The following is a 19,611-nucleotide window of genomic DNA, read 5'->3' on the forward strand; positions in this document are numbered from 1 at the left end:
ATGGGATCCCCGACAGCGACGCAGTCGCACCTACGCGCGAAGCACCGTGCCGAGCAGGCACCGCGATCCGCGGGGCGGAATCTGCAGCTCAACTCGATGGCACTGATGCTGTCGAGTGTCGTCACCGGTGTACTCGGCCTCACCTTCTGGGGTGCGGCCGCGCGATTGTTCCCCGCCGATCAGGTGGGCGTGGCGTCCGCACTCATCTCGACGGCGATCATGCTGTCGACGCTGTCGAATCTCAGCCTGGGCTCGATGTTCGAGCGCTTCCTCCCCGTGGCGGGCCACCGCGCGGGACCGTTGCTGGTCAAGGGTTTCGCCGCGGTGGCCACGCTGGCCTTCGTGTCGGCCGTCGGGCTCATCGTCCTCGGTCCGCGGGACACGCTGTTCGAGAACAACCTGGAAATCGCGATCTATCCGGTGTTCGTCGTCGTGCTCGCGCTCTTCGCCCTGCAGGACCAGACCGTCTCCGGGCTGGGCGTGGCCCGCTGGGCGGCGTCGAAGAACGTCTTCCACGCGCTGGCCAAACTCCTCGCGGTCGTGGTGCTCGCGGCGTCGGGGTCGGCGCTCGCCATCGTCGCGTCCTGGGGGGTCACCGCGGCGATCGCCGTTGCGGTCGTGTTGACGTCGATGGGCCTGCGCATTCGGTCCGACCCTCGGTACCGGCAGGTACCCGCGCTGCCGTCCAACAAGGAACTCGGTGTGTACTTCGGCTCCTCGTACGGCATTTCGGCGCTGGGGGCCATCGCCCCGCTCGTCGTCCCGCTGATCGTCGTCACCCGGGTCGGCACCGCGGCGAACGCCTACTTCGCAGTGACGTGGTCGATCGTCAGCGCCCTCTACATCATGGTGAACCTCATGGTGGGTCCGTTCGTCGCCGAGGCCGCCGCGCATCCGGACAAGATCGTCAGCCTGTCCCGCCGGTTCGTTCGCACCATTGCCGCGGTCGCGGTGGTAGGCGGATTCGGGCTGGCCTTCGTCGCGCCGGCGGCGCTCGGATTCATCGGCGACGAATACCGGGCGCAAGGAACTCCTCTGCTCCATCTCGCCGCGGTATTCGTGCCTCTCACGGTCATCGGCGCCGTCTACGACGGTCTCGCGCGGGTGTACCGCCGGCTGACCCTCGCCGTCGTCACCCAGTGCCTGGCCACGGTGGTCATCATCGTCGGCAGCCTGGTCTTCAGCGCGTCGGTCGGCGTCGCGGGGGTGGGCTGGGCGTATCTCGCCGCGGAGACGCTCACCGCCGTGATCCTCGCCGGACCGCTCATCTCCTGGCTCCGCCGACTCCAGAACCGCTCCAAGTGGGAGCGGTGGCTGGCGAAGAAGAGCGTGAACCAGCAACCGATGTGGCAGGTGTCCGATGTCGACGCATAGAGCCAGTTCCCGCGACCTGATGCGCAGCGGGAGCCGGATGATCACCGCGATCGGTCCTGTCCGACTGCCGAGCATCGGCGAGATCCGCGACACGCTGACGCAGCTCGCGCACGCGGGCGGACGGCACACCCCGATCGGCCTCGTCCCGACCACCGAGTCACGCCGGTGGCAGCACCGACCGCAGGACTTCCTCGGGCAGGTACGGGATCTCGGACCCTGTACCCGGGAGGAGGTGCCGCAGCTGCTGACCCGGCTGGCACGGTCGGGTGCGTCCGCGTACTCGCTGAACGTCGCGGTCGCGGGCGATTTCCTCCTGCTCGACATCTCCCACGGACTCGGCGACGGCAGGCTCGCGCTGTCTCTCGTCCGTGCCGTTGCCGGTGGACGCATGGGGACGCCGGTTCCGGAATGGGCGCGGACACGCGACAGCGCTCTACCGCTCGCGTGCGCCCTGGTCCGGACCTTCGCGTCGTCCCCCACGCGTGTCGTGAGGCTCCTCGAATCCCGTCGCGCTGCCGCACACGGTTCCGGATCCGCCGAGGTGGTCGTGCCGTGGCACGGCGCGCCCACCGCGGTCATCGCGTCGACAGCGTCGGACACCACCGCGGAACTGCGTCGCTGGCGGGATCGGGAAATGCCCCAGGCATCGGTGTCGTCGTTGCTGTTCGCGGCCGTCTCGCGCGCGATGCGCAGTCGTGGTCTGGCGATCGACGACGAGGTCGACGTCCTCTTCGACTGCCGCCGGTACCTCCCGGAGGCCGCGACGGTGAACGGCAATTTCGCTGCCCTGGTGCGGTTCTCACTGTCGGACCCGGGTGATGCCGCCGAGATGAGTGCGGCGATCGCGCAGGCCACGGCGTCGGGCCGGCCGCTCGCCTCGCTCGCACTCAGCACCGCCACGTTCCGCAGGCGGGTGCGCACCGGTGTTGCGCACGCGCGGGCCACTCACGTCGCCGCGGACCCCCGGGCGAGGCTCGTGTACTCCGACATGGGACAGGCCGCACTGCTGGCCGATCTCGACTGGACCGACGGGCCCGGCCGGCGTCTCGTCACCGCGCTGAGCGAACCGGCCGACCCTGCGTCGATCGTCTTCACCGCGGTGCGCCACGGTCCCGACCTGGACGTGTCGGCGTCGCTGCACGACAACGTCTTCGACCCCGAACTCGTCCGCAGCGCCCTCGCGGACGCACTGTGCGACCCACTGTCTCTACTGTCTCGAAGGATCTTCTGACCATGCCCTCACACGTCCTCGAGACCTCGAAGCGCGCTCCGCTGTACCTCACCGTTGCCGTACTGCAGTTCTTCGTCGTCGAATTCCTCGTCGCCGGCACGTGGCGCGGTCACTACAGCTACTCCGCCAACTTCGTCAGCGACCTCGGCGTCCCGTTCTGCGGCACGGACGGAAACGCGCCGTGCAGCAAGACATCCCTGCTGATGGACGCGTCGTTCGTGGTGACCGGACTGGCCTACCTGGTGGCCGCCGTCCTGTGGCACCGCATCGAACGGGTGCTGCCGCCGGCCCCCGTCGTCTTCCTGGTGGTGGCCGGGATCGGCGGAGTAGTGGTCGGTCTCGCGCCGTCGAACACGCATTGGGAAGTGCATTCGCTCGGCGCCACGCTCTTCCTGATCTTCGGCAGTCTCTTCACGCTCACGACGGCACTCACCGTCCGGCCTCAGATATCCGGACCGGCAACGTACGTCGCCCTCGCACTGGGGGTGCTCGGACTGGTGGGGTACTTCTGCTTCACCTACTCCTGGGACCTCGGTCTCGGCGTGGGTGGTATCGAACGGGTTGCGGCCTACTCGGCGATCCTCGGGTTCGTCGTGTGCGTCCACCTCGTGACACAGCTGCAGTCGGTCCGACGTTCGGCTGTCGGCCCGGTCGGAGACGGTGCCGGTGCATAGGCAGCTGAACCGTCCACGCAGGACCCGCGCCGTGTCCGCGGCGACGGTGTTCCTCGCGCTCGTCTGCATCGGCGCCACCGGGTGGTACGCGTCGAGCGATGTCGCCCAGGCATCGAGGAAGGGCGAGTCGGTGCTCATGTTCGACGATTTCGTCGGGCCCGCCGGAACCTCGCCCGACCCCCGCTACTGGGGACACGCGGTCGGGGGAGGCGGCTGGGGTAACGACGAGGCGCAGGTGTACACGGACGATCCCGCCAATTCCAGGCTCGACGGCGAGGGCAACCTCGTGATCGAAGCCCGTCCCGACGGATCGGGGTACACGTCCGCCCGGCTTGTCACCCTCGACCGCTTCGCATTCCAGTACGGACGGGCCGAGGCCCGCATCAAGCTGCCGAGCGGACAGGGCCTGCACCCGGCGTTCTGGTTGATGGGCACGGACGTCAACCGTGTGGGCTGGCCGCAGTCGGGGGAGATCGACGTGATCGAGACGATCAACGACGCGTCGTTCTATCACAGTGCGCTGCACGGCCCGTCCGCGGACGGCACCCCGTGGGAGGTGAAAGCCGAAGGCAGCGGAAACATGTCGGACGATTTCCACGACTATTGGGTGGAGCGGTCGCCGGACCGGATCACGTTCGGCATCGACGACGCGGTGACGGGCGAGTTCTCGCGTGCCGACCTGGACCCGGGGCAGGAGTGGGTGTTCGACAAACCGTTCTCCCTGTTGCTGAATGTCGCCGTCGGTGGACGGTGGCCGGGCGACGTCGGAGCCGACACGACGTTTCCCGCGGCGATGCTCGTCGACTGGGTGAGGGTCACCGATGAGTGATCTCCTCACTGTGGAGCGCCTCGACACGAGGGCTCCGGAGCTGCCCCGGTACTACGACGTCGCCGCGCTGGCCTCGGCGGTCGCGGGACTGACGTCCCTGGCGCCGCTTCCGTCGTCGGTGAGTGCGGTGCTGCTGACGGTGTTCGTGTTGATCGGACCGGGGCTCGCGATCGTGACGTGGTTGCGGATACCGCTTGTCGCAGCCGTCGCGGCCGTCCCCGTTCTCGGGTTGTCCGTGGTGACTGCGGCCACGACCGTCCTGGCCTGGTTCTACCGATGGCCCGCGACGGGTCTGCTGCTGGTGATGGTCCTGGCCGTCGTTGCGTCCGCGCTGCGGCACCGCTGGCAGGACACCGGCGCCGAGCCGGTTCGCGCGGTGACCGTGCAGCAGATGTCGTTCCGTCTGTCGCAATGGTGGCACGCCGCCCGCCGGAACCGGCCGCTGATCCTCGTTGCCGTGGCCCTTGCCGCGTGGGTGGTGGTGCTCTTCGGTCTCGGCTCCACCGCGTATTCACAGTTCGGTCTGCTGTTCGTCGGAAGCGGTCCCGGCCTCGTGGTGTGCGCCCTGATGATCCTCGGCGCGTTCGTCTGGGCTCTTCGCGAGAGGGCTGTCGGGACCGCTGCCGTTGCCGTGCTCGGCGTGATCGCGGTGGAACGGCTCACCCCGACCCTCGTCACCGACGTTCCCATCTACGGGTGGACGTACAAGCACCTCGGCGTGGTCGACTACATCCAGCAGTTCCAGACTCTGCCGCCGAAGGGCGTCGACATCTACGGCGAGTGGCCGGGCTTCTTCACCGCATTCGCGTGGTTCGGCGACATCACGTCCGTGGACATGATGTCGATCGCCCACTGGTTCGCGCCGGTGATCCACGTACTGCTGGCCGTCGTGATCGCCGTGATCGCCCGGCTCCTCGGGTTCGGCATGCGGGTGGCACTGACGGCCGCGTTGGTGGCGGAACTCGCCAACTGGGTGGGGCAGGACTACTTCTCGCCGCAGGCCGTCGCCCTCGTCATGGCACTGGGTGCGGTGGCCCTGCTCGTGGTGTCGACGGAGCACCGCTCCGCGGCGTACCTGTCGATCCTCGTGTTCGCAGCCCTGGTGCCCACCCATCAGCTGACCCCGTACTGGCTGTTCGGCGTGACGGTTGCATTGGCGGTGACGCGGAAGATCCGCCCGTGGTGGCTCCCCGTTCCCTACTTCGCGATCCTCGTCGCCTATCTCGTTCCCCGGCTGGACATCGTTGCACCGTACGGGCTGCTGTCCGGTTTCAACCCGGTCGACAACGCCGCCAGCAACGTGACCGCCGTCGGCACGTTCGGGAAGATCTTCACCTCCGCCGTGTGCCGATCCCTGTCCGCGGGCATCGTCCTGCTCGCCGTGGTCTGCGCGATCCTCCTTTGGCGTCGCAAGCGTTCCGCCTGGGTCGGGACCGTCATGGCGTTCAGTTCGTTCGCGCTGCTGGCCGGTCAGAGCTACGGCGGTGAGGCGATCTTCCGGGTCTATCTCTACGCCGTGCCCGGGTGCGCGATTCTCATCGCGCCGATCCTCGTGGACGCTCTCACGATCAGGTTCCGGTCCGGAGTGCTTCGCCGAGTCGTCCCGGTCGGACTCGCGAGCGGACTGGCCTACGTGACGTTCGCGGGCCTGCAAGGCTATTTCGGGTTGTGGTCGCTCGTCATCGGATATCAGTCCCAGGTGACGTTCGCGGAGGACATCCTCGCGAACGAGAAGCCGCCGGCGACGGTCATGTCCCTCTATCCCGCCGGTCTTCCCACTCGGATCAGCGCCGACTACATCAAGTTCGCCGTCGTCGACAAGGATTTCGATCAACCCTTGCTGGCCTTGCCCCCGGCCGTGCTGGAGGGCTTCCCCCGCGGCGGCCAGATCGAGATGCTCACCGCGGATGCGGCGGAACGCGACGGCGACACGTATCTCGTGTTCAACACGCAGGGCACTGCCGCCATCCGCTACTACGGTTATCTACCCGACGGATCCGTCGAGAACTTCGAGGACCAGATGCGGTCCAGCCCCGACTGGTCCGTGTACGCGCAGGACGACAACAGCACGATCTTCCGTTACACGGGGCCGCGCCGGTAACGGCCACGTCGCGTATTCGGTCACGACCGGTCACGGCGACGCCTAGCATCGGCACATGCAGCGGACGCGCTCGGCCCTGTTCGAGATTGCGTTGACGTGCTCGGTGGCGCTGTGCGCGCTGTCCCTCACCCCGGTTGTTGCCGCCGCCGCGTCCGGCGGTGGAGGCCTCCGGACCGCCTACCCCGGATACGCCGTGATCGGCAGCGACGAATTCGACGGACCTGCAAACGCGGCACCCAATCCACTGTTCTGGGGCTACGACCTCGGAGGCGGTGGGTGGGGCAACAACGAGAAGCAGGTGTACACCGACTCCCGCCAGAATTCGCGACTCGACGGCAACGGTCGTCTCGTCGTCGAGGCCCGCAGAAACGGTGGCGGGTTCACGTCGGCGCGGCTCGTGACGCGTGGAAGGTTCGAATTCACGTACGGGGTGATCGAGGCCCGGATTCAGGTACCGTCCGGCCCGGGAATCCATCCCGCGTTCTGGACGCTCGGGAGCAACATCACCAGCGTCGGGTGGCCTGCCTGCGGGGAGATCGACATCCTCGAGGTGATCGGGGACGGTTCCCGATACCACGCGGGAGTGCACGGCCCGACCGTCGGCGGCGGGCACTGGGAACGCTCGACGAACGGCACGATCGGTGCGAACCTCAGCGCGGGTTTCCACGACTACGCCCTGATCAAAGCACCGGGCCGCATCTCGGTGGGCATCGACGGGAACATCGTCGGCACGGTCACCACCGCGGACCTGCGACCCGAGGAACGCTGGGTGTTCGACGCCCCGGCGTACCTGCTGTTCGATGTGGCCGTCGGCGGGAACTGGCCCGGCCCGGTCACGTCGTCGACACGCTTTCCCGCCACCATGCTGGTGGACTGGGTGAGGTTCTCCCAGTGACGTCCGGGACGCGCGAGTTTCGGGTGTGAATAGAATCAGGTTCATGGCCGTGTCGACCTCAGAGTGCCGCTGCGGTCATCCATTCGCCGCTCACGAGCATTACCGCAAGGGCACGTCCTGTGCAGTGTGCGACTGTCCGCGGTTTCGGCGGCCACTTCCCCGGTTGATCCGGAAACTCGTCGGCCGCTGACCGCGATCGCGCACGGTAGCGTGCAGATCCGGGCACAGTCGACGAGTACTGCCTTACGGGCAGCCACGGAAACATACTATGGGTATCTTTTTGGACTATATTTCAGCATGTACGTCGTGCAAAGATGGACATCTGGATACTTCAAATCCCTTTAATTGACGACGGCAGGCGGCAGTTCGGGTGGTGGCGATGGGACATCGGTCAGCCGAGCGGGTGGGGACGTCGTCGAGTGCCGAGGCCGTGTGGAAAGGCGGTCTGTGGGCGATCGCGGTCGCATTCATCGTTCCGTCGCTGCTGTTCGCGCTGGGTTCGTGGTGGGGATGGGATGGAGCGTTTACGACGATCGTGATTGCCGACGTGAGTCTGCTGGTGTTCGTGGTTCTCGCCACCGCGTGTGCCGCCTGGGCTGCCTGGGTAGGGCGGGGCGCGGTGCGCCATAGCTGGTCGGCGTTGGCAGGTGGGCTGGCGGCCTGGTCGGTCGGTCAAGCCATCTGGTGCTACCACGTGGTGGGCCAGCGAAGTGATCAGATACCGTTCCCCTCCGCGGCGGCTGCGGCATATCTGTTGTTCCCGGTCGGCGCATGCGCGGCGCTGTTGTTGTTCCCGGCCGGTGACAGCGGACAGTCCCGTACCCGGCTGATTCTGGACGGAATCATCGTGGCCGGTTCACTGTTCGTGGTGTCCTGGGTAAGCGTGCTCGGCAGCGTGTACCGCGCGAGAAGCGACACACCGGTCAGCCTCGTGTTGTCCCTCGCCTATCCTGTCGCCGACCTGGTGATTGCGACGATGGCGATTGTGGTTCTGACCCGAGCGCGGGCGGGGGAACGCCTGACCCTGGGACTGCTGTGCATCGGGATCATTCTCATGGCGTTGTCGGCCAGCGCGGTCTCCTACCTGACCGCGCTGGGCACCTATCACAACGGCGGTGTCACCGACCTGGGCTGGGTGGCAGCCTTCGTCTCGATTGGGCTGGCGGCGCTGTCGAGCACCCGCACACCGTCGCCCGAACCGGTCCCGGTGCAGATTCCGTCCCGAGCACGGTTGTGGCTGCCGTACGTTCCGTTGTTGCTGGCCGTTGCGGTCGGCCTGCAGCGAGAGCTGCCCAGCCTGGGCTCCGGCCCGATTCCCGCCGCGATTTTGGTCCTGGTATTCACCTTGTTGGCACGGCAGTTCATCGTGTTGGCCGAGAACCGGCGGCTGTTGCTCACCGTGGCCCGACAGGCCTTTCGCGACCGACTGACCGGACTGGCGAACCGTGCGTTGTTTCTCGACCGACTCGACCAGGCACTGCAGCGCCAACGACGGGAACTGACACCGATCGTGGTGCTGTGTGTGGACCTCGACGATTTCAAGACAGTCAACGACAGCCTCGGCCATCCCGCAGGGGACGAGCTGTTGATCCGCGTTGCCGAACGGCTCACCGGGTGCGTGCGGAGCACCGACACCGTCGCCCGGCTCGGAGGTGACGAGTTCGCGGCACTGGTCGAAGGGAGCGTCGAGGATGCTCTGTCGGCCGCAGATCGGGTGCTCGAGGCATTCATCCCGCCGTTCGTCATCGATGGTGTCGCGCTCTCCATCCGTCCCAGCATCGGACTGACCATTGCCACATCCGAGGTCCCCGACGCGACGACCGAGAGCCTGCTCAAACAGGCAGATTTGGCAATGTACGTGGCCAAACGCTGCGGCGGGGGCTGCCTTCGCAGTTTCATGCCGAATCCGGCCGGCTTCGACGAGATCGACGGGCGAACCCACGCCGACCACCCCACCCTCCGAACCATCGACACCGGGCCCGGGGAGATCGAGAACCTGCCGCGAGCCGTGGAATCCGTAGAGGAGCAGGCTCTCTCGGGGTGGGGCGACGCGACCGGACTGTTGTCGGCACACAGCCGAACGCGGCCGTTTCGGACCGGCTGGGTGTCGCCACCCGGTCGGTCACGGCGCGGTGTGATTGCGGCGCTCGGGCTTCTGCTGATCGGTGCGGTTCTGTACGGGATCTCGATCGCGGCAGGGGATCAGGCAGGCTGGATCGTGCTGCGCGAGGTGCTCTACGACGGATTGACGCTGTCGGTCGGCGTCGTGGTCGCCGCTCGCGCGTGGTGGGTGCCGGCCGAGCGGCAGGCATGGTGGCTGATCGCGCTGGGGCTGACGAGCTGGTGCGTGGGCGATGTGGTGGCGATGTCGTGGGTGCCCGATGGACAGTCCCCATCGCTGGCCGATCCGCTGAAGTTGGCGTTCTACCCACTCGTCTACATCGGGCTGGTGTTGCTCCTCCGCGCGCGAGCGCGGCGATTACCGGCCGAGATCTGGTTGGATGCCATCACCGCCGGTTTGACCTTGGCGGCGCTGGCAGCGGCCCTCGCATTCGGTCCGATCGAGTCGGTGGCGAGCGGATCGCCCGCAGCGGTGATCGTCGGGTTGGCATACCCGGTGGGAGACGTGCTGCTCCTGGCGCTCGCGGTCGGAGCGCTTGCGGTGCTGGGTTGGCGTGCCGAGCAGCGGTGGGTGCTGCTGGTCGCGGGGTTCATGCTGTTCGCGGTGGCCGACACTGTCTATCTGTTTCGCAATGCCGACGGTTACGTCGAGGGCACGTGGATCGATGCGCTCCCGCACGTCGCGGTGTTGCTGGTGGCCATGGCCAGTTGGCGGGCCCCCGGCCCGCGGCGATCCGATCAGCGCCCCGGGCTGGCTATCTGGGTTCCCCCACTGGTGTGCACCGCCGCGGCGGTGGGCCTTCTGGTGCTCGACCACGATGCGCGGCTGTCGCGGCTCGCGGTGGTTCTGGCCGCGCTCAGCCTGCTCGCGGTCGCCGCCCGATTCGCAGTGACGTTCCGTGAAGTAGTCGTCCTGGCCGACAGCCACCGCGAGGCGAGGACCGACGACCTCACGAACCTGGCAAATCGGCGGGCAATCACGGCCGCTCTGGCGGCCGAGTACTTCGACCACGTGGCACAGCCGGCCGGGCAACCCCGACGTCCGGGTCCCGGCGTGCTGCTGATGGATCTGGACCGGTTCAACGAGATCAATGATTCCTTCGGACGGTATGTGGGCGATCAGTTGCTGCGCCAGGTCGCGGATCGGCTGGCCCGGTCGGTGCGGCCGGGCGATCTGCCGGCCCGCATCGGCGGAGACGCGTTCGCGGTCCTACTCCCGTCAGGGATCGATCTTGCGGAAGCCTGTGCGCTGGCTGATCGTCTGCTCGAAGTGTTACGCGAGCCGTTTGACCTCGACGAGGTCACCGTTCACGTCGAGGCGAGCATCGGGATCGCCCTCTGCCCGCAACATTGCGCCAACCCCCAGGACTTGCTGCAGCGCGCGGGAGTGGCGATGTATCGGGCCAAGTGCGACCGCCGCGCGCTCGAGGTGTACGACGCCGCCGAGAACCAGCGCAGCATGGAGGAGCGGCAGACCATCGACGAGCTGCGGACGGCGATCGCTGGTGGTCAGCTCACGTGTTACTACCAACCGAAGGTCAGTACATGCGACGGCCGGGTGCACGGCGTCGAGGCTCTCGTTCGGTGGGAGCATCCCCTCCGCGGTTTACTCCTGCCCGATCAATTCCTTCCTCAGGCCGAACAGTCCGGACTGATGCGTCCACTGACAGCGAGAGTGCTGGAGCTTGCGCTGGGTCAGGCGAGGAGCTGGCTCGATCGTGGTATATCGCTGACCGTCGCAGTGAACCTGTCGGTCACGAATCTGCTCGACGCAGACCTGGTTGCCGAGATCGACCGACTCCTGGACGACCTTCGGTTACCCGCCGACACGTTGATCCTCGAGATCACCGAAAGCGTGCTGATGACCGACTACAGGCGCGCCAGAAGGGTGGTCGAGGCGCTGCAGGGTCTGGGAATCGGATTGTCGATCGACGACTACGGCACCGGCTGGTCCTCCCTTGCCTATCTGCAGGACCTCGCCGTCGATGAGCTGAAGCTCGACCGGATCTTTGTCGCCCGCCTCGCCAGCGACCCTCGATCCGTCGCGATCGTCCGATCGACCGTGGAGCTCGCACACAGCCTGGGTGCGTCTCTGGTCGCCGAAGGCGTCGAAGACGAAGACACCCTGAAGGCCTTGCGTCGATACGGCTGCGACGTCACCCAGGGGCACTACCACGGCCGTCCGCTGCCCCCCGACCAGCTCGACCTTCGGTTGCTCGGCCGGCACCGTTGATGCACATGCGGTGTCACGTGCGCGGGATCGGGAGGCGCTACGTGAACAGTCCCTGACCCCAGTACTGCCCCTCGGCGAGGCCGGGCGGGCAGGCGAAGAGGGCGGACCCGACGTGCTGGATGTACTCGTTCATCGCATCGTTCCGGGACAGGTTGAGTTGCATCGGCACGAACTGTTCCTGCGGGTTGCGGCAGTAGGCGATGAAGAAGAGTCCGGCGTCGAGGTGGCCGAAACCGTCGGAGCCGTCGGTGAAGTTGTATCCGCGACGGAGGATCTGGATGCCGCCGAGTTCCTGAGCGGACGCCAGCCGCACGTGCGCGTCGACGTCGATCACCGGGTCGTGACCCTTCTTGGAATCGAGGTCGAGTTCGTCGAATTCCGCCTTGCCGCTCAGCGGGGCGCCGGTGCCCTTGGACCGTCCGATCACTCGTTCCTGCTCGCCGAGCACGGTGCGGTCCCACTGCTCGATGAGCATGCGGATCCGCCGCGCCACGAGGTATGCGCCGCCGCCCATCCACGCCTGGTCGTCGCCGGACGCCACCCACACGTGCTGATCGAGGATGCTGGGTTCCTCGGCCTTGATGTTGTTCGTTCCGTCCTTGAACCCGAACAGGTTTCGCGGTGTGTCCTGGGTGGTCGACGTCGACGAGGTGCGGCCGAACCCCAGTTGCGACCACCGGACCGAGGCCGTCCCGAACGCGACGCGCGCCAGGTTGCGGATGGCGTGCACGGCCACCTGCGGGTCGTTGGCGCACGCCTGGATCGCGATGTCGCCACCGCTGCGCGCCGGGTCCAGGTTGTCCGCCCGGAAGTGCGGAAGGTCGACGAGCGCGGCGGGCTTCTTGGACGCGAACCCGAACCGGTCGTCGAACAGTGAGGGCCCGAACCCGATGGTGAGCGTCAGCTGGGACGCCGGAAGGCCGAGCGCCTCACCGGTGTCGCTGGGCGGGACGTAGGCGCCGTCGCCGATGGCACCGTCCGGGGTGGCCTCCTCGCCGGCGGTCATCCGCGCGGCCATCTCGGTCCACTTCTTCAGGAGTGCTTCGAGTTCCTCACGGGACTTCGTGGTGACGTCGAACGCCACGAAGTGCATCCGGTCCTGCGCCGGCGTCACGATGCCTGCCTGGTGTTCACCCCGGAAGGCGACGACGTCGGCGTGCGAGAGTGGCGGTTCGGCGGCGGTGGCGCGCCCGACCAGTGCACCGGCGCCGGCGAGGGCGGCTCCCGCCCCGACGGCGCCGAACAGACGTCGTCGGGACATGCCCTTGCGCTCGTCCACCGAGGTGGTCGTGTCGGTCGTACCGGTTGGATCAGTCATGATCATGCGCCTGCTACCACGCCCTGAACCTGGCTGACCTCGGCCGAGAGGGCGTCGATCTTGCGCGACAGTTCCTGGCGCTGTTGTTCGTTGACAGTGTCGTAGAAGACGAACCCGTCGCCCTGGCGGTACTGAGCGAGTTCGGCATCGAGGTCCGCGAAACGCTGGGTGATGTTCGCGGACAGTTCGGGATTGCGTTCGTCGATGATCGGCTGCAGTGCGGCGACCGCGGCCTGCGAGCCGTCGACGTTGGCCTGGAAGTCCCACAGGTCGGTGTGCGAGAAGATGTCTTCCTCACCGGTGATCTTCGACGTCGAGATCTCGTCGAGCAGCCCCTGCGCGTCGCCGGCGATCTTGGTGGGGTCGATCGTGTAGTCCTCGGCGTTCACCTGGTCGGCGAGGTACTGGACGTCGACGACGAGTTGGTCGGCGATCGCGTTGGTGTCGGGCTGGGGACCGGTGACCCACAGATCCTTCTCGAGCCGGTGGAAGCCCGTCCATTCCTGCCCGGGTTCGAGGTCGGCCTCCCGCAGGTCGAGCTTGGGGTCGAGTTCGCCGAAGCTCTCCGCCTCGGGCTCGATGCGCTCGTAGTAGGTGCGGGAGGCGGGGAAGAGGGCCTTGGCCTGCTCGACGTTGCCCACCTTGACGGCGTCGACGAACTGCTGCGTCGTGTCCTGCAGCGCGACGACCTGGCTGCGGATGTAGCGGCGGTAGCCGTCGGCGGCCTCGGCGAGTTGCCCGCTCTCGTCGGATGCGCTCATCGAGTCGCCGGTGACGGTGAAGTCCTGACGGATGCCGTTGCCGACCATGCCGGGCTTGCACGCGAGCTGGTAGGTGCCTGCGTCGGGCAGCGACACGATGAGCTGGCGGGTGAGCCCGGGACCGATGTTCTCGACCTCACCCATCGCCCGGTCGCCCTCCGCGTACACGTAGAACTCGGTGACCTTGCTGCCGTTGTTCGTGACCTGGAACGTGTTGTTCCCGGTGGTCCCGGAGTCGGCACTGACGTCACACGTGTCGTCGCTCGCGGTGACGGTGATGTCGTCCGTGCTCGCGGTCGACTTCTCGGTGCAGCCTGCGAGCGCCAGCGGCAGCAGAGCGACCGAGGCGAGGGCGAAGGTGGTGCGGCGCGGGGTCTTCATGGGCGGAAGTTGCCTTTCACGAAACGGTCTCGTCGGGGGTGGGAGTGGCAGTGCGCTCGGGTGCCGCATCAGCTGCAGGTGCAGCGGGGGCCGGTGTGGGTGCGGAGACGGGCCGGAGGAACAGGAACAGGACCACGACGACGTACACGACCCAGGCGACGGCCTGGAGGACGGTCGGGTCGGGCCGGAAGTTGAAGATCCCCGCCATGACGGTGCCGTACCAGCTGGACGCGTCGTAGCCGCCGGAGATGTCGAAGGCGAGTGCCGAACCGCCGGGCAGGACTCCGCCGATCTGCAGGGCATGGATGCCGTACCCGAGGATTCCGGCGGCGACGATGATCAGGAAGATGCCGGTGTACTTGAAGAATTTCGCGAAGTCGAGCCGGACGGCGCCGAAGTACAGCAGGACCGTGAGGACCGCGGCGGCGACGATGCCGAGCAGCAGGCCGACGAGGGGCCAGGCGCTGCCCGCCGTGTTCTCCGCGTACCCGACCATGAGGAGCGCGGTCTCCACGCCTTCGCGGCCGACGGCGAAGAAGGCGAGGGTGAGCACCGCGACGGGACCGGCGACCAGAGCTTTCTCCATGCCCGCCTTGAGGTCGTGGGAGATGGTCCGCGCAGCCTTGCGCATCCACAGCACCATGACGGTGACGATCGCGACCGCGACGAGAGACGCGACGCCGGCGATGATCTCCGCGGTGAGCCCGGTGACGGTGGACGTTCCGTAGTGGATGACGAGGAAGATCGCCGCCACCATCGCCACGGCGATGCCGACGCCGAGCCAGACCCACTTGAGTGCGTCCTTGCGTTCCGCTTTCACGAGGAACGCGGCCAGGATCATGACGACGATGCCCGCCTCGAGGCCCTCGCGCAGGCCGATCAATCCACTGCCGAACAGTTGTGTGGCGATCGACGGCGCGGTCCCTGCGGCGAGGACGGACATGCAGACTCCTGGGCGAGGCGAGGTCGAGCCGAGTGGTCCGCAAGGTTGGGTAGGCAACCTTGCGATAGGCAAGGCGAACCTTAGGCCTGTGGAAAACATACACCGCGCCTCCTTGTCCGAAGAACCCCTCACCAGCACTTTTACAACCCTTTACCTTTGGTGTGTTGTCACGCCGTGACCCGGCTCGGTGTGGGAGCGGTCTCGGGTGGCCGGGATCGACGAGTTTCGTGTGGATGATGGAGACGTGAACCGATATCCCGTGCGTCCGAAACGTCGTTCCCGATGGCCCGGACCGCTGTTCGCTCTTCTCGCGGCGACGGTTGTCGTGGTTCTCGCCTACGGCGCGTGCTCGCGGGACCAGCAACCGAGGATCGCGATACCGGAAGGCATCCCACCCGGGCCGGGGGCGGCGACCCCACCGATCGACATCAACGCGCCGGGACGTTCGGCGGATCAACTGCACGGATGGTCCGCCGAACTGGCCGACTCGATCGGCGTCGGGAGTATCGCGCTCGAGGCGTACGGCTATGCGGCGACAGTGATGGCCGAGACGAAGCCGGAATGCGGGATCGGGTGGACCACCCTCGCCGGAATCGCGAGCGTGGAGAGCCGGCACGGCACCCACGCCGGTTCGACGGTCGGGCCCACTGGTCAGGTGACCCCCGAGATCCGGGGCATCCCCCTCGACGGGGGCCCTGGTGTCGCCGAAATCCCCGACACCGACGGCGGGGCGATGGACGGCGATCCGGTGCACGACCGCGCGATGGGACCCCTGCAGTTCATTCCCGAGACCTGGAAGCGGTGGGGGGTCGACGCCAACGGTGACGGCGTGGCCGACGCCGACAACATCGACGACGCGGCGCTGACCGCCGCCCGCTACCTCTGCGAGCGGGGCGGCGACCTCACCGCTGCGGAGGGCTGGCAGTCGGCGCTGATGGCCTACAACCTCTCGGGGGAGTACCTCACGCTGGTACGCGACCGGGCGTCCGCCTACTCGGTCGGGGTGCGCCCGTAATCCTTCCGCCGCCGGTTCGTGACGTGATCGACGCCACATCGAAAGGTGTCGCGCGGGCGGATCGCCCGGCCGCGGGGCGCGCCATCCCCCGCCGGTTTCGGTGTGCCGTTACGCTGTGTGCTGGCACGATCTGGTGTCCCTGGCACGATCGGATCGGTCGGTGCACAGTGCGAAGCCCATATAAGGAGAATCAGCAAGTGTCCATCATTGAGCAGGTCGGAGCCCGTGAGATCCTCGATTCCCGTGGTAACCCCACGGTGGAGGTCGAGGTGCTGCTCGACGACGGAAGTTTCGCTCGCGCCGCGGTTCCGTCGGGCGCATCGACTGGTGAGCACGAGGCCGTCGAATTGCGTGACGGCGGCGACCGGTATGGCGGCAAGGGTGTCGAGAAGGCCGTCGAGGCCGTCCTGAGCGAGATCGCTCCGGCCATCATCGGGATCGACGCCACCGAGCAGCGGACCGTGGACCAGGCCCTGCTGGACGCGGACGGCACCCCGGACAAGTCGCGTCTGGGCGCCAACGCGCTCCTGGGTGCGTCCCTGGCGGTGGCCCGCGCGGCCGCCGAGTCGTCGGGTCTGGATCTCTTCCGTTACGTCGGTGGCCCCAACGCCCACGTCCTTCCTGTCCCGATGATGAACATCCTCAACGGTGGCGCGCACGCCGACACCGGTGTCGACGTCCAGGAGTTCATGGTCGCCCCGATCGGTGCCGCCACGTTCAAGGAGTCGCTGCGCTGGGGCGCCGAGGTGTACCACGCCCTCAAGTCGGTGCTGAAGGAGAAGGGCCTGGCCACCGGTCTCGGTGACGAGGGCGGCTTCGCCCCCGACGTCGCGGGCACCAAGGAAGCACTGGACCTGATCAGCGTCGCCATCGGCAAGACGGGCCTGGTCCTGGGCACCGACGTGGCACTGGCACTCGACGTCGCCGCCACCGAGTTCTACACCGACGGCACCGGTTACAAGTTCGAGGGCAGCAACCGGACCGCGGCCGAGATGTCGGCGTTCTACGCCGAGCTGGTCGACGCCTACCCGATCGTGTCCATCGAGGACCCGCTGGACGAGGACGACTGGGACGGCTGGGTCGCCCTGACCGATCAGATCGGTAACAAGGTCCAGCTCGTCGGTGACGACCTGTTCGTCACCAACCCGGAGCGTCTGGAAGAGGGCATCGTCAAGGGCGCCGCGAACGCGCTGCTGGTAAAGGTCAACCAGATCGGCACGCTGACCGAGACCCTCGACGCCGTCGATCTCGCGCACCGCAACGGCTACAAGACGATGATGAGCCACCGGTCCGGTGAGACCGAGGACACCACCATCGCCGACCTCGCCGTCGCCGTGGGCAGCGGTCAGATCAAGACCGGTGCCCCCGCCCGCAGCGAGCGCGTCGCCAAGTACAACCAGCTGCTGCGCATCGAGGAGAACCTGGGCGACGCCGCCCGCTACGCCGGCGAGGTCGCCTTCCCGCGGTTCGCGTTCGAAGGCTGACGTTCGACAGTCGAGTAAGGGGTGTTGGGGTAGGTGGCACAGCGCGGCAGGCCGCGGTCGTCCGGAGCAAGTCCGGGCGGCCGGGGCTCCGGGCGTGGTGAACGGGCCCGCGGAAACCGGGCGGACGGCACTCCCGGCGGAGCGCGGCGCCCCCGCACCACCAAGTCGACGACGCCGGGGCAGGCCGACGGCAAACCGGACGCCGTCGACGGCGCCGACACCGGCAAGGTGCTCCCCGGTCGCGCCCGCCCGAGACGGGTGGGCGCGACCGGGGCCGCCCGCGCAATTCGCTCCGAGCACACGATCCTCGGACTGTCGACGGGCAAGGCGCTCGTCCTCGTCATGGTCGTGCTGCTTCTCGCGCTCACCCTCGCGGTTCCGCTGCGCAACTACCTCACCCAGCGTGGGGAAGCGGATCGTATTGCGGCGGAACAGGTTCAGCTCGAGAAGGATCTGCAGGAACTGCGGATACTCGAGGAGCGATACTCCGACCCCGCCTACATCGAGGCGCAGGCACGCGGCCGGCTCCGGTGGGTGAAGCCCGGCGACACCCCGTTCCAGGTGCAGTTGCCCGGCGACTACAAGGAACCGGAGAAGCCGGAGGAGAAGGACGCCGAGATGGCAGGCCCCTGGTACTCCGACCTGTGGAAGACCATTTCAGAACCGCCGGCAGCGCCCGAGGTGCAGCCGGCACCGGCTCCGGCGCCCCCCGTGGTGCCGCCGCCCGTACCGCCAGAACCAGGAGAACCCACCGGGTGACCACTTCGTCCGACCCGTCCAGCCCCGTGCCGCAGGAAGACCTCGACGCCGTCGCCGCCCAGCTGGGCCGCGAACCGCGTGGAGTGCTCGAGATCGCGTACCGCAGTCCCGACGGCACGCCCGGCGTCGTGAAGACCGCGCCCAAACTTCCGGACGGAACACCGTTTCCGACGCTGTACTACCTGACCGATCCGCGACTGACCGCGGAAGCCAGCCGGCAGGAGTCCGCCGGGGTCATGCGTGAAATGACCGAGCGTCTCGGACAGGATCCGGAGCTCGCGGCTGCGTACCTGCGCGCCCACGAGTCGTATCTCGCCGAGCGCGACGCCATCGAGCCCCTCGGAACGGACTTCACCGGCGGCGGAATGCCCGAGCGCGTCAAATGCCTGCACGTGCTGATGGCCCACTCGTTGGCGAAGGGGCCGGGCGTCAACCCGCTGGGCGACGAATCGGTGGCACTGGCCGCGTCCGCGGCAGGCGGAAAGCTGAGGGGCACCGCGATTCCCGCGGACTGGCCCGGCATCGACGACGTCGAAAGTCCGGAGCAGTGACGCGCGTCGCCGCCGTCGACTGCGGCACGAACTCCATCCGTCTGCTCGTCGCCGACGTCGACGAGCAGGGCGCACTGCACGACGTGTGTCGCGAGATGCGCGTCGTCCGGCTGGGACAGGGCGTGGACGCCACCGGGCGCCTGGCGCCCGAGGCCATCGAACGCACCCGAATCGCGTTGAGCGAGTATGCCGGAATGATCGCGGACGCCGGCGCCACAGCCATCCGCATGGTGGCCACGTCCGCCACCCGCGACGCGTCCAACCGGGAAGACTTCTTCTCGATGACCCGCGAGGTGCTGGGCGCCGTCATCCCCGGCGCCGGAGCCGAGGTCATCACCGGCGACGAGGAAGCACGGTTGTCGTTCAACGGAGCAGTCGGGGAACTCGATCCGTCGCAGGGACCGTTCGTGGTCGTGGACCTCGGCGGCGGTTCCACCGAAGTGGTCCTGGGCGACGAATCCGGCGTCCACGCCGCCTTCTCCACCGACATCGGGTGCGTGCGCATCACGGAGCGCTGCCTCCACGACGATCCGCCGACCCCCGCACAGGTCGAGGAGGCCCGCGCGTTCGCACAGGAGCGCCTGGGCGAGGCGTTCGCGCGTGTCCCCGTCGAACAGGCCCACACCTGGGTGGGCGTCGCCGGAACGATGACCACCATCGCCGCACTCGCCAAAGAACTGCCCGAATACGACGCCGAGCAGGTGCATCTCTCCCGCATACCGATGCCCCGGCTGCGGGAGGTCTGCGACTCGCTGATCGCCATGACCCACACCGAACGGGCCGCGCTCGGCCCGATGCACCCGGGGCGGGTCGACGTCATCGGCGGCGGCGCGATCGTGACCCTCACACTGGCCGACGCATTCGAGAAGAAGGCCGGCATCGACCAACTCGTCGTCAGCGAACACGACATCCTCGACGGAATCGCATTGTCGATCGCCTGA

15 protein-coding genes are annotated in these 19,611 nt (G+C 67.7%); 12 read left to right on the top strand and 3 right to left on the bottom strand.

Annotated elements, in window-relative coordinates:
- From RHA1_RS28145 to RHA1_RS28175, 7 genes are all read left to right on the top strand, one after another.
- Positions 1 to 1,374: a lipopolysaccharide biosynthesis protein gene (locus RHA1_RS28145; RefSeq protein WP_011597881.1), complete on the top strand. Its 1,374-nt coding sequence runs from the start codon at positions 1 to 3 to the stop codon at positions 1,372 to 1,374.
- Entirely contained in the window at positions 1,361 to 2,605 is a 1,245-nt protein-coding gene (locus RHA1_RS28150) for a hypothetical protein (protein ID WP_011597882.1), read from the top strand. Before RHA1_RS28145 ends, RHA1_RS28150 begins: the two co-directional genes overlap by 14 nt.
- A 2-nt stretch (positions 2,606 to 2,607) precedes the next feature.
- Positions 2,608 to 3,279, top strand: coding sequence for a DUF998 domain-containing protein (locus RHA1_RS28155; RefSeq protein ID WP_011597883.1), 672 nt, complete (start codon positions 2,608 to 2,610; stop codon positions 3,277 to 3,279).
- Positions 3,280 to 3,310: 31 nt separating this feature from the next.
- Complete coding sequence (locus tag RHA1_RS28160; protein ID WP_050787405.1) at positions 3,311 to 4,108, top strand: glycoside hydrolase family 16 protein; 798 nt, start codon at positions 3,311 to 3,313, stop codon at positions 4,106 to 4,108.
- Positions 4,101 to 6,209, top strand: a complete 2,109-nt coding sequence (locus tag RHA1_RS28165; RefSeq protein WP_011597885.1) for a hypothetical protein — start codon at positions 4,101 to 4,103, stop codon at positions 6,207 to 6,209. Before RHA1_RS28160 ends, RHA1_RS28165 begins: the two co-directional genes overlap by 8 nt.
- A gap of 55 nt (positions 6,210 to 6,264) precedes the next feature.
- Positions 6,265 to 7,104 (top strand): glycoside hydrolase family 16 protein, encoded by an 840-nt coding sequence (locus RHA1_RS28170; protein ID WP_011597886.1) that lies wholly within the window; start codon positions 6,265 to 6,267, stop codon positions 7,102 to 7,104.
- A gap of 379 nt (positions 7,105 to 7,483) precedes the next feature.
- Positions 7,484 to 11,458 (top strand): diguanylate cyclase domain-containing protein, encoded by a 3,975-nt coding sequence (locus RHA1_RS28175; RefSeq protein WP_011597887.1) that lies wholly within the window; start codon positions 7,484 to 7,486, stop codon positions 11,456 to 11,458.
- Between the two features lie 37 nt (positions 11,459 to 11,495).
- Here the strand turns inward: RHA1_RS28175 and efeB are convergent, their stop codons facing one another.
- Genes efeB through efeU form a run of 3 tightly spaced genes read right to left on the bottom strand, consistent with a single transcriptional unit; the run spans position 11,496 to position 14,861 of the window.
- Entirely contained in the window at positions 11,496 to 12,776 is a 1,281-nt protein-coding gene (efeB, locus tag RHA1_RS28180) for an iron uptake transporter deferrochelatase/peroxidase subunit (protein ID WP_193384938.1), read from the bottom strand.
- 2 nt (positions 12,777 to 12,778) lie between these two features.
- Positions 12,779 to 13,918, bottom strand: coding sequence for an iron uptake system protein EfeO (efeO, locus tag RHA1_RS28185; RefSeq protein ID WP_011597889.1), 1,140 nt, complete (start codon positions 13,916 to 13,918; stop codon positions 12,779 to 12,781).
- Positions 13,919 to 13,934: 16 nt separating this feature from the next.
- Positions 13,935 to 14,861 (bottom strand): iron uptake transporter permease EfeU, encoded by a 927-nt coding sequence (gene efeU, locus RHA1_RS28190; protein WP_029539508.1) that lies wholly within the window; start codon positions 14,859 to 14,861, stop codon positions 13,935 to 13,937.
- 244 nt (positions 14,862 to 15,105) lie between these two features.
- On the opposite strand from efeU, the gene RHA1_RS28195 reads away from it, so the two are divergent.
- The 5 genes from RHA1_RS28195 (at position 15,106) to RHA1_RS28215 (ending at position 19,611) form a co-directional block, all read left to right on the top strand.
- Positions 15,106 to 15,876, top strand: coding sequence for a lytic transglycosylase domain-containing protein (locus RHA1_RS28195; RefSeq protein WP_029539507.1), 771 nt, complete (start codon positions 15,106 to 15,108; stop codon positions 15,874 to 15,876).
- Between the two features lie 197 nt (positions 15,877 to 16,073).
- Positions 16,074 to 17,360 carry a phosphopyruvate hydratase gene (gene eno / locus RHA1_RS28200; RefSeq protein ID WP_005238851.1) on the top strand — a complete coding sequence of 429 codons (1,287 nt, stop codon included), beginning with the start codon at positions 16,074 to 16,076 and terminating at the stop codon, positions 17,358 to 17,360.
- A gap of 33 nt (positions 17,361 to 17,393) precedes the next feature.
- Positions 17,394 to 18,119, top strand: coding sequence for an FtsB family cell division protein (locus tag RHA1_RS28205; protein ID WP_011597892.1), 726 nt, complete (start codon positions 17,394 to 17,396; stop codon positions 18,117 to 18,119).
- Positions 18,116 to 18,670, top strand: coding sequence for a DUF501 domain-containing protein (locus tag RHA1_RS28210; protein ID WP_009479019.1), 555 nt, complete (start codon positions 18,116 to 18,118; stop codon positions 18,668 to 18,670). The genes RHA1_RS28205 and RHA1_RS28210 overlap by 4 nt, the downstream gene beginning before the upstream one ends.
- Positions 18,667 to 19,611 carry a Ppx/GppA phosphatase family protein gene (locus RHA1_RS28215; protein ID WP_009479020.1) on the top strand — a complete coding sequence of 315 codons (945 nt, stop codon included), beginning with the start codon at positions 18,667 to 18,669 and terminating at the stop codon, positions 19,609 to 19,611. Before RHA1_RS28210 ends, RHA1_RS28215 begins: the two co-directional genes overlap by 4 nt.

Source organism: Rhodococcus jostii RHA1 (assembly GCF_000014565.1).
GTDB lineage: Bacteria > Actinomycetota > Actinomycetes > Mycobacteriales > Mycobacteriaceae > Rhodococcus_F > Rhodococcus_F jostii_A.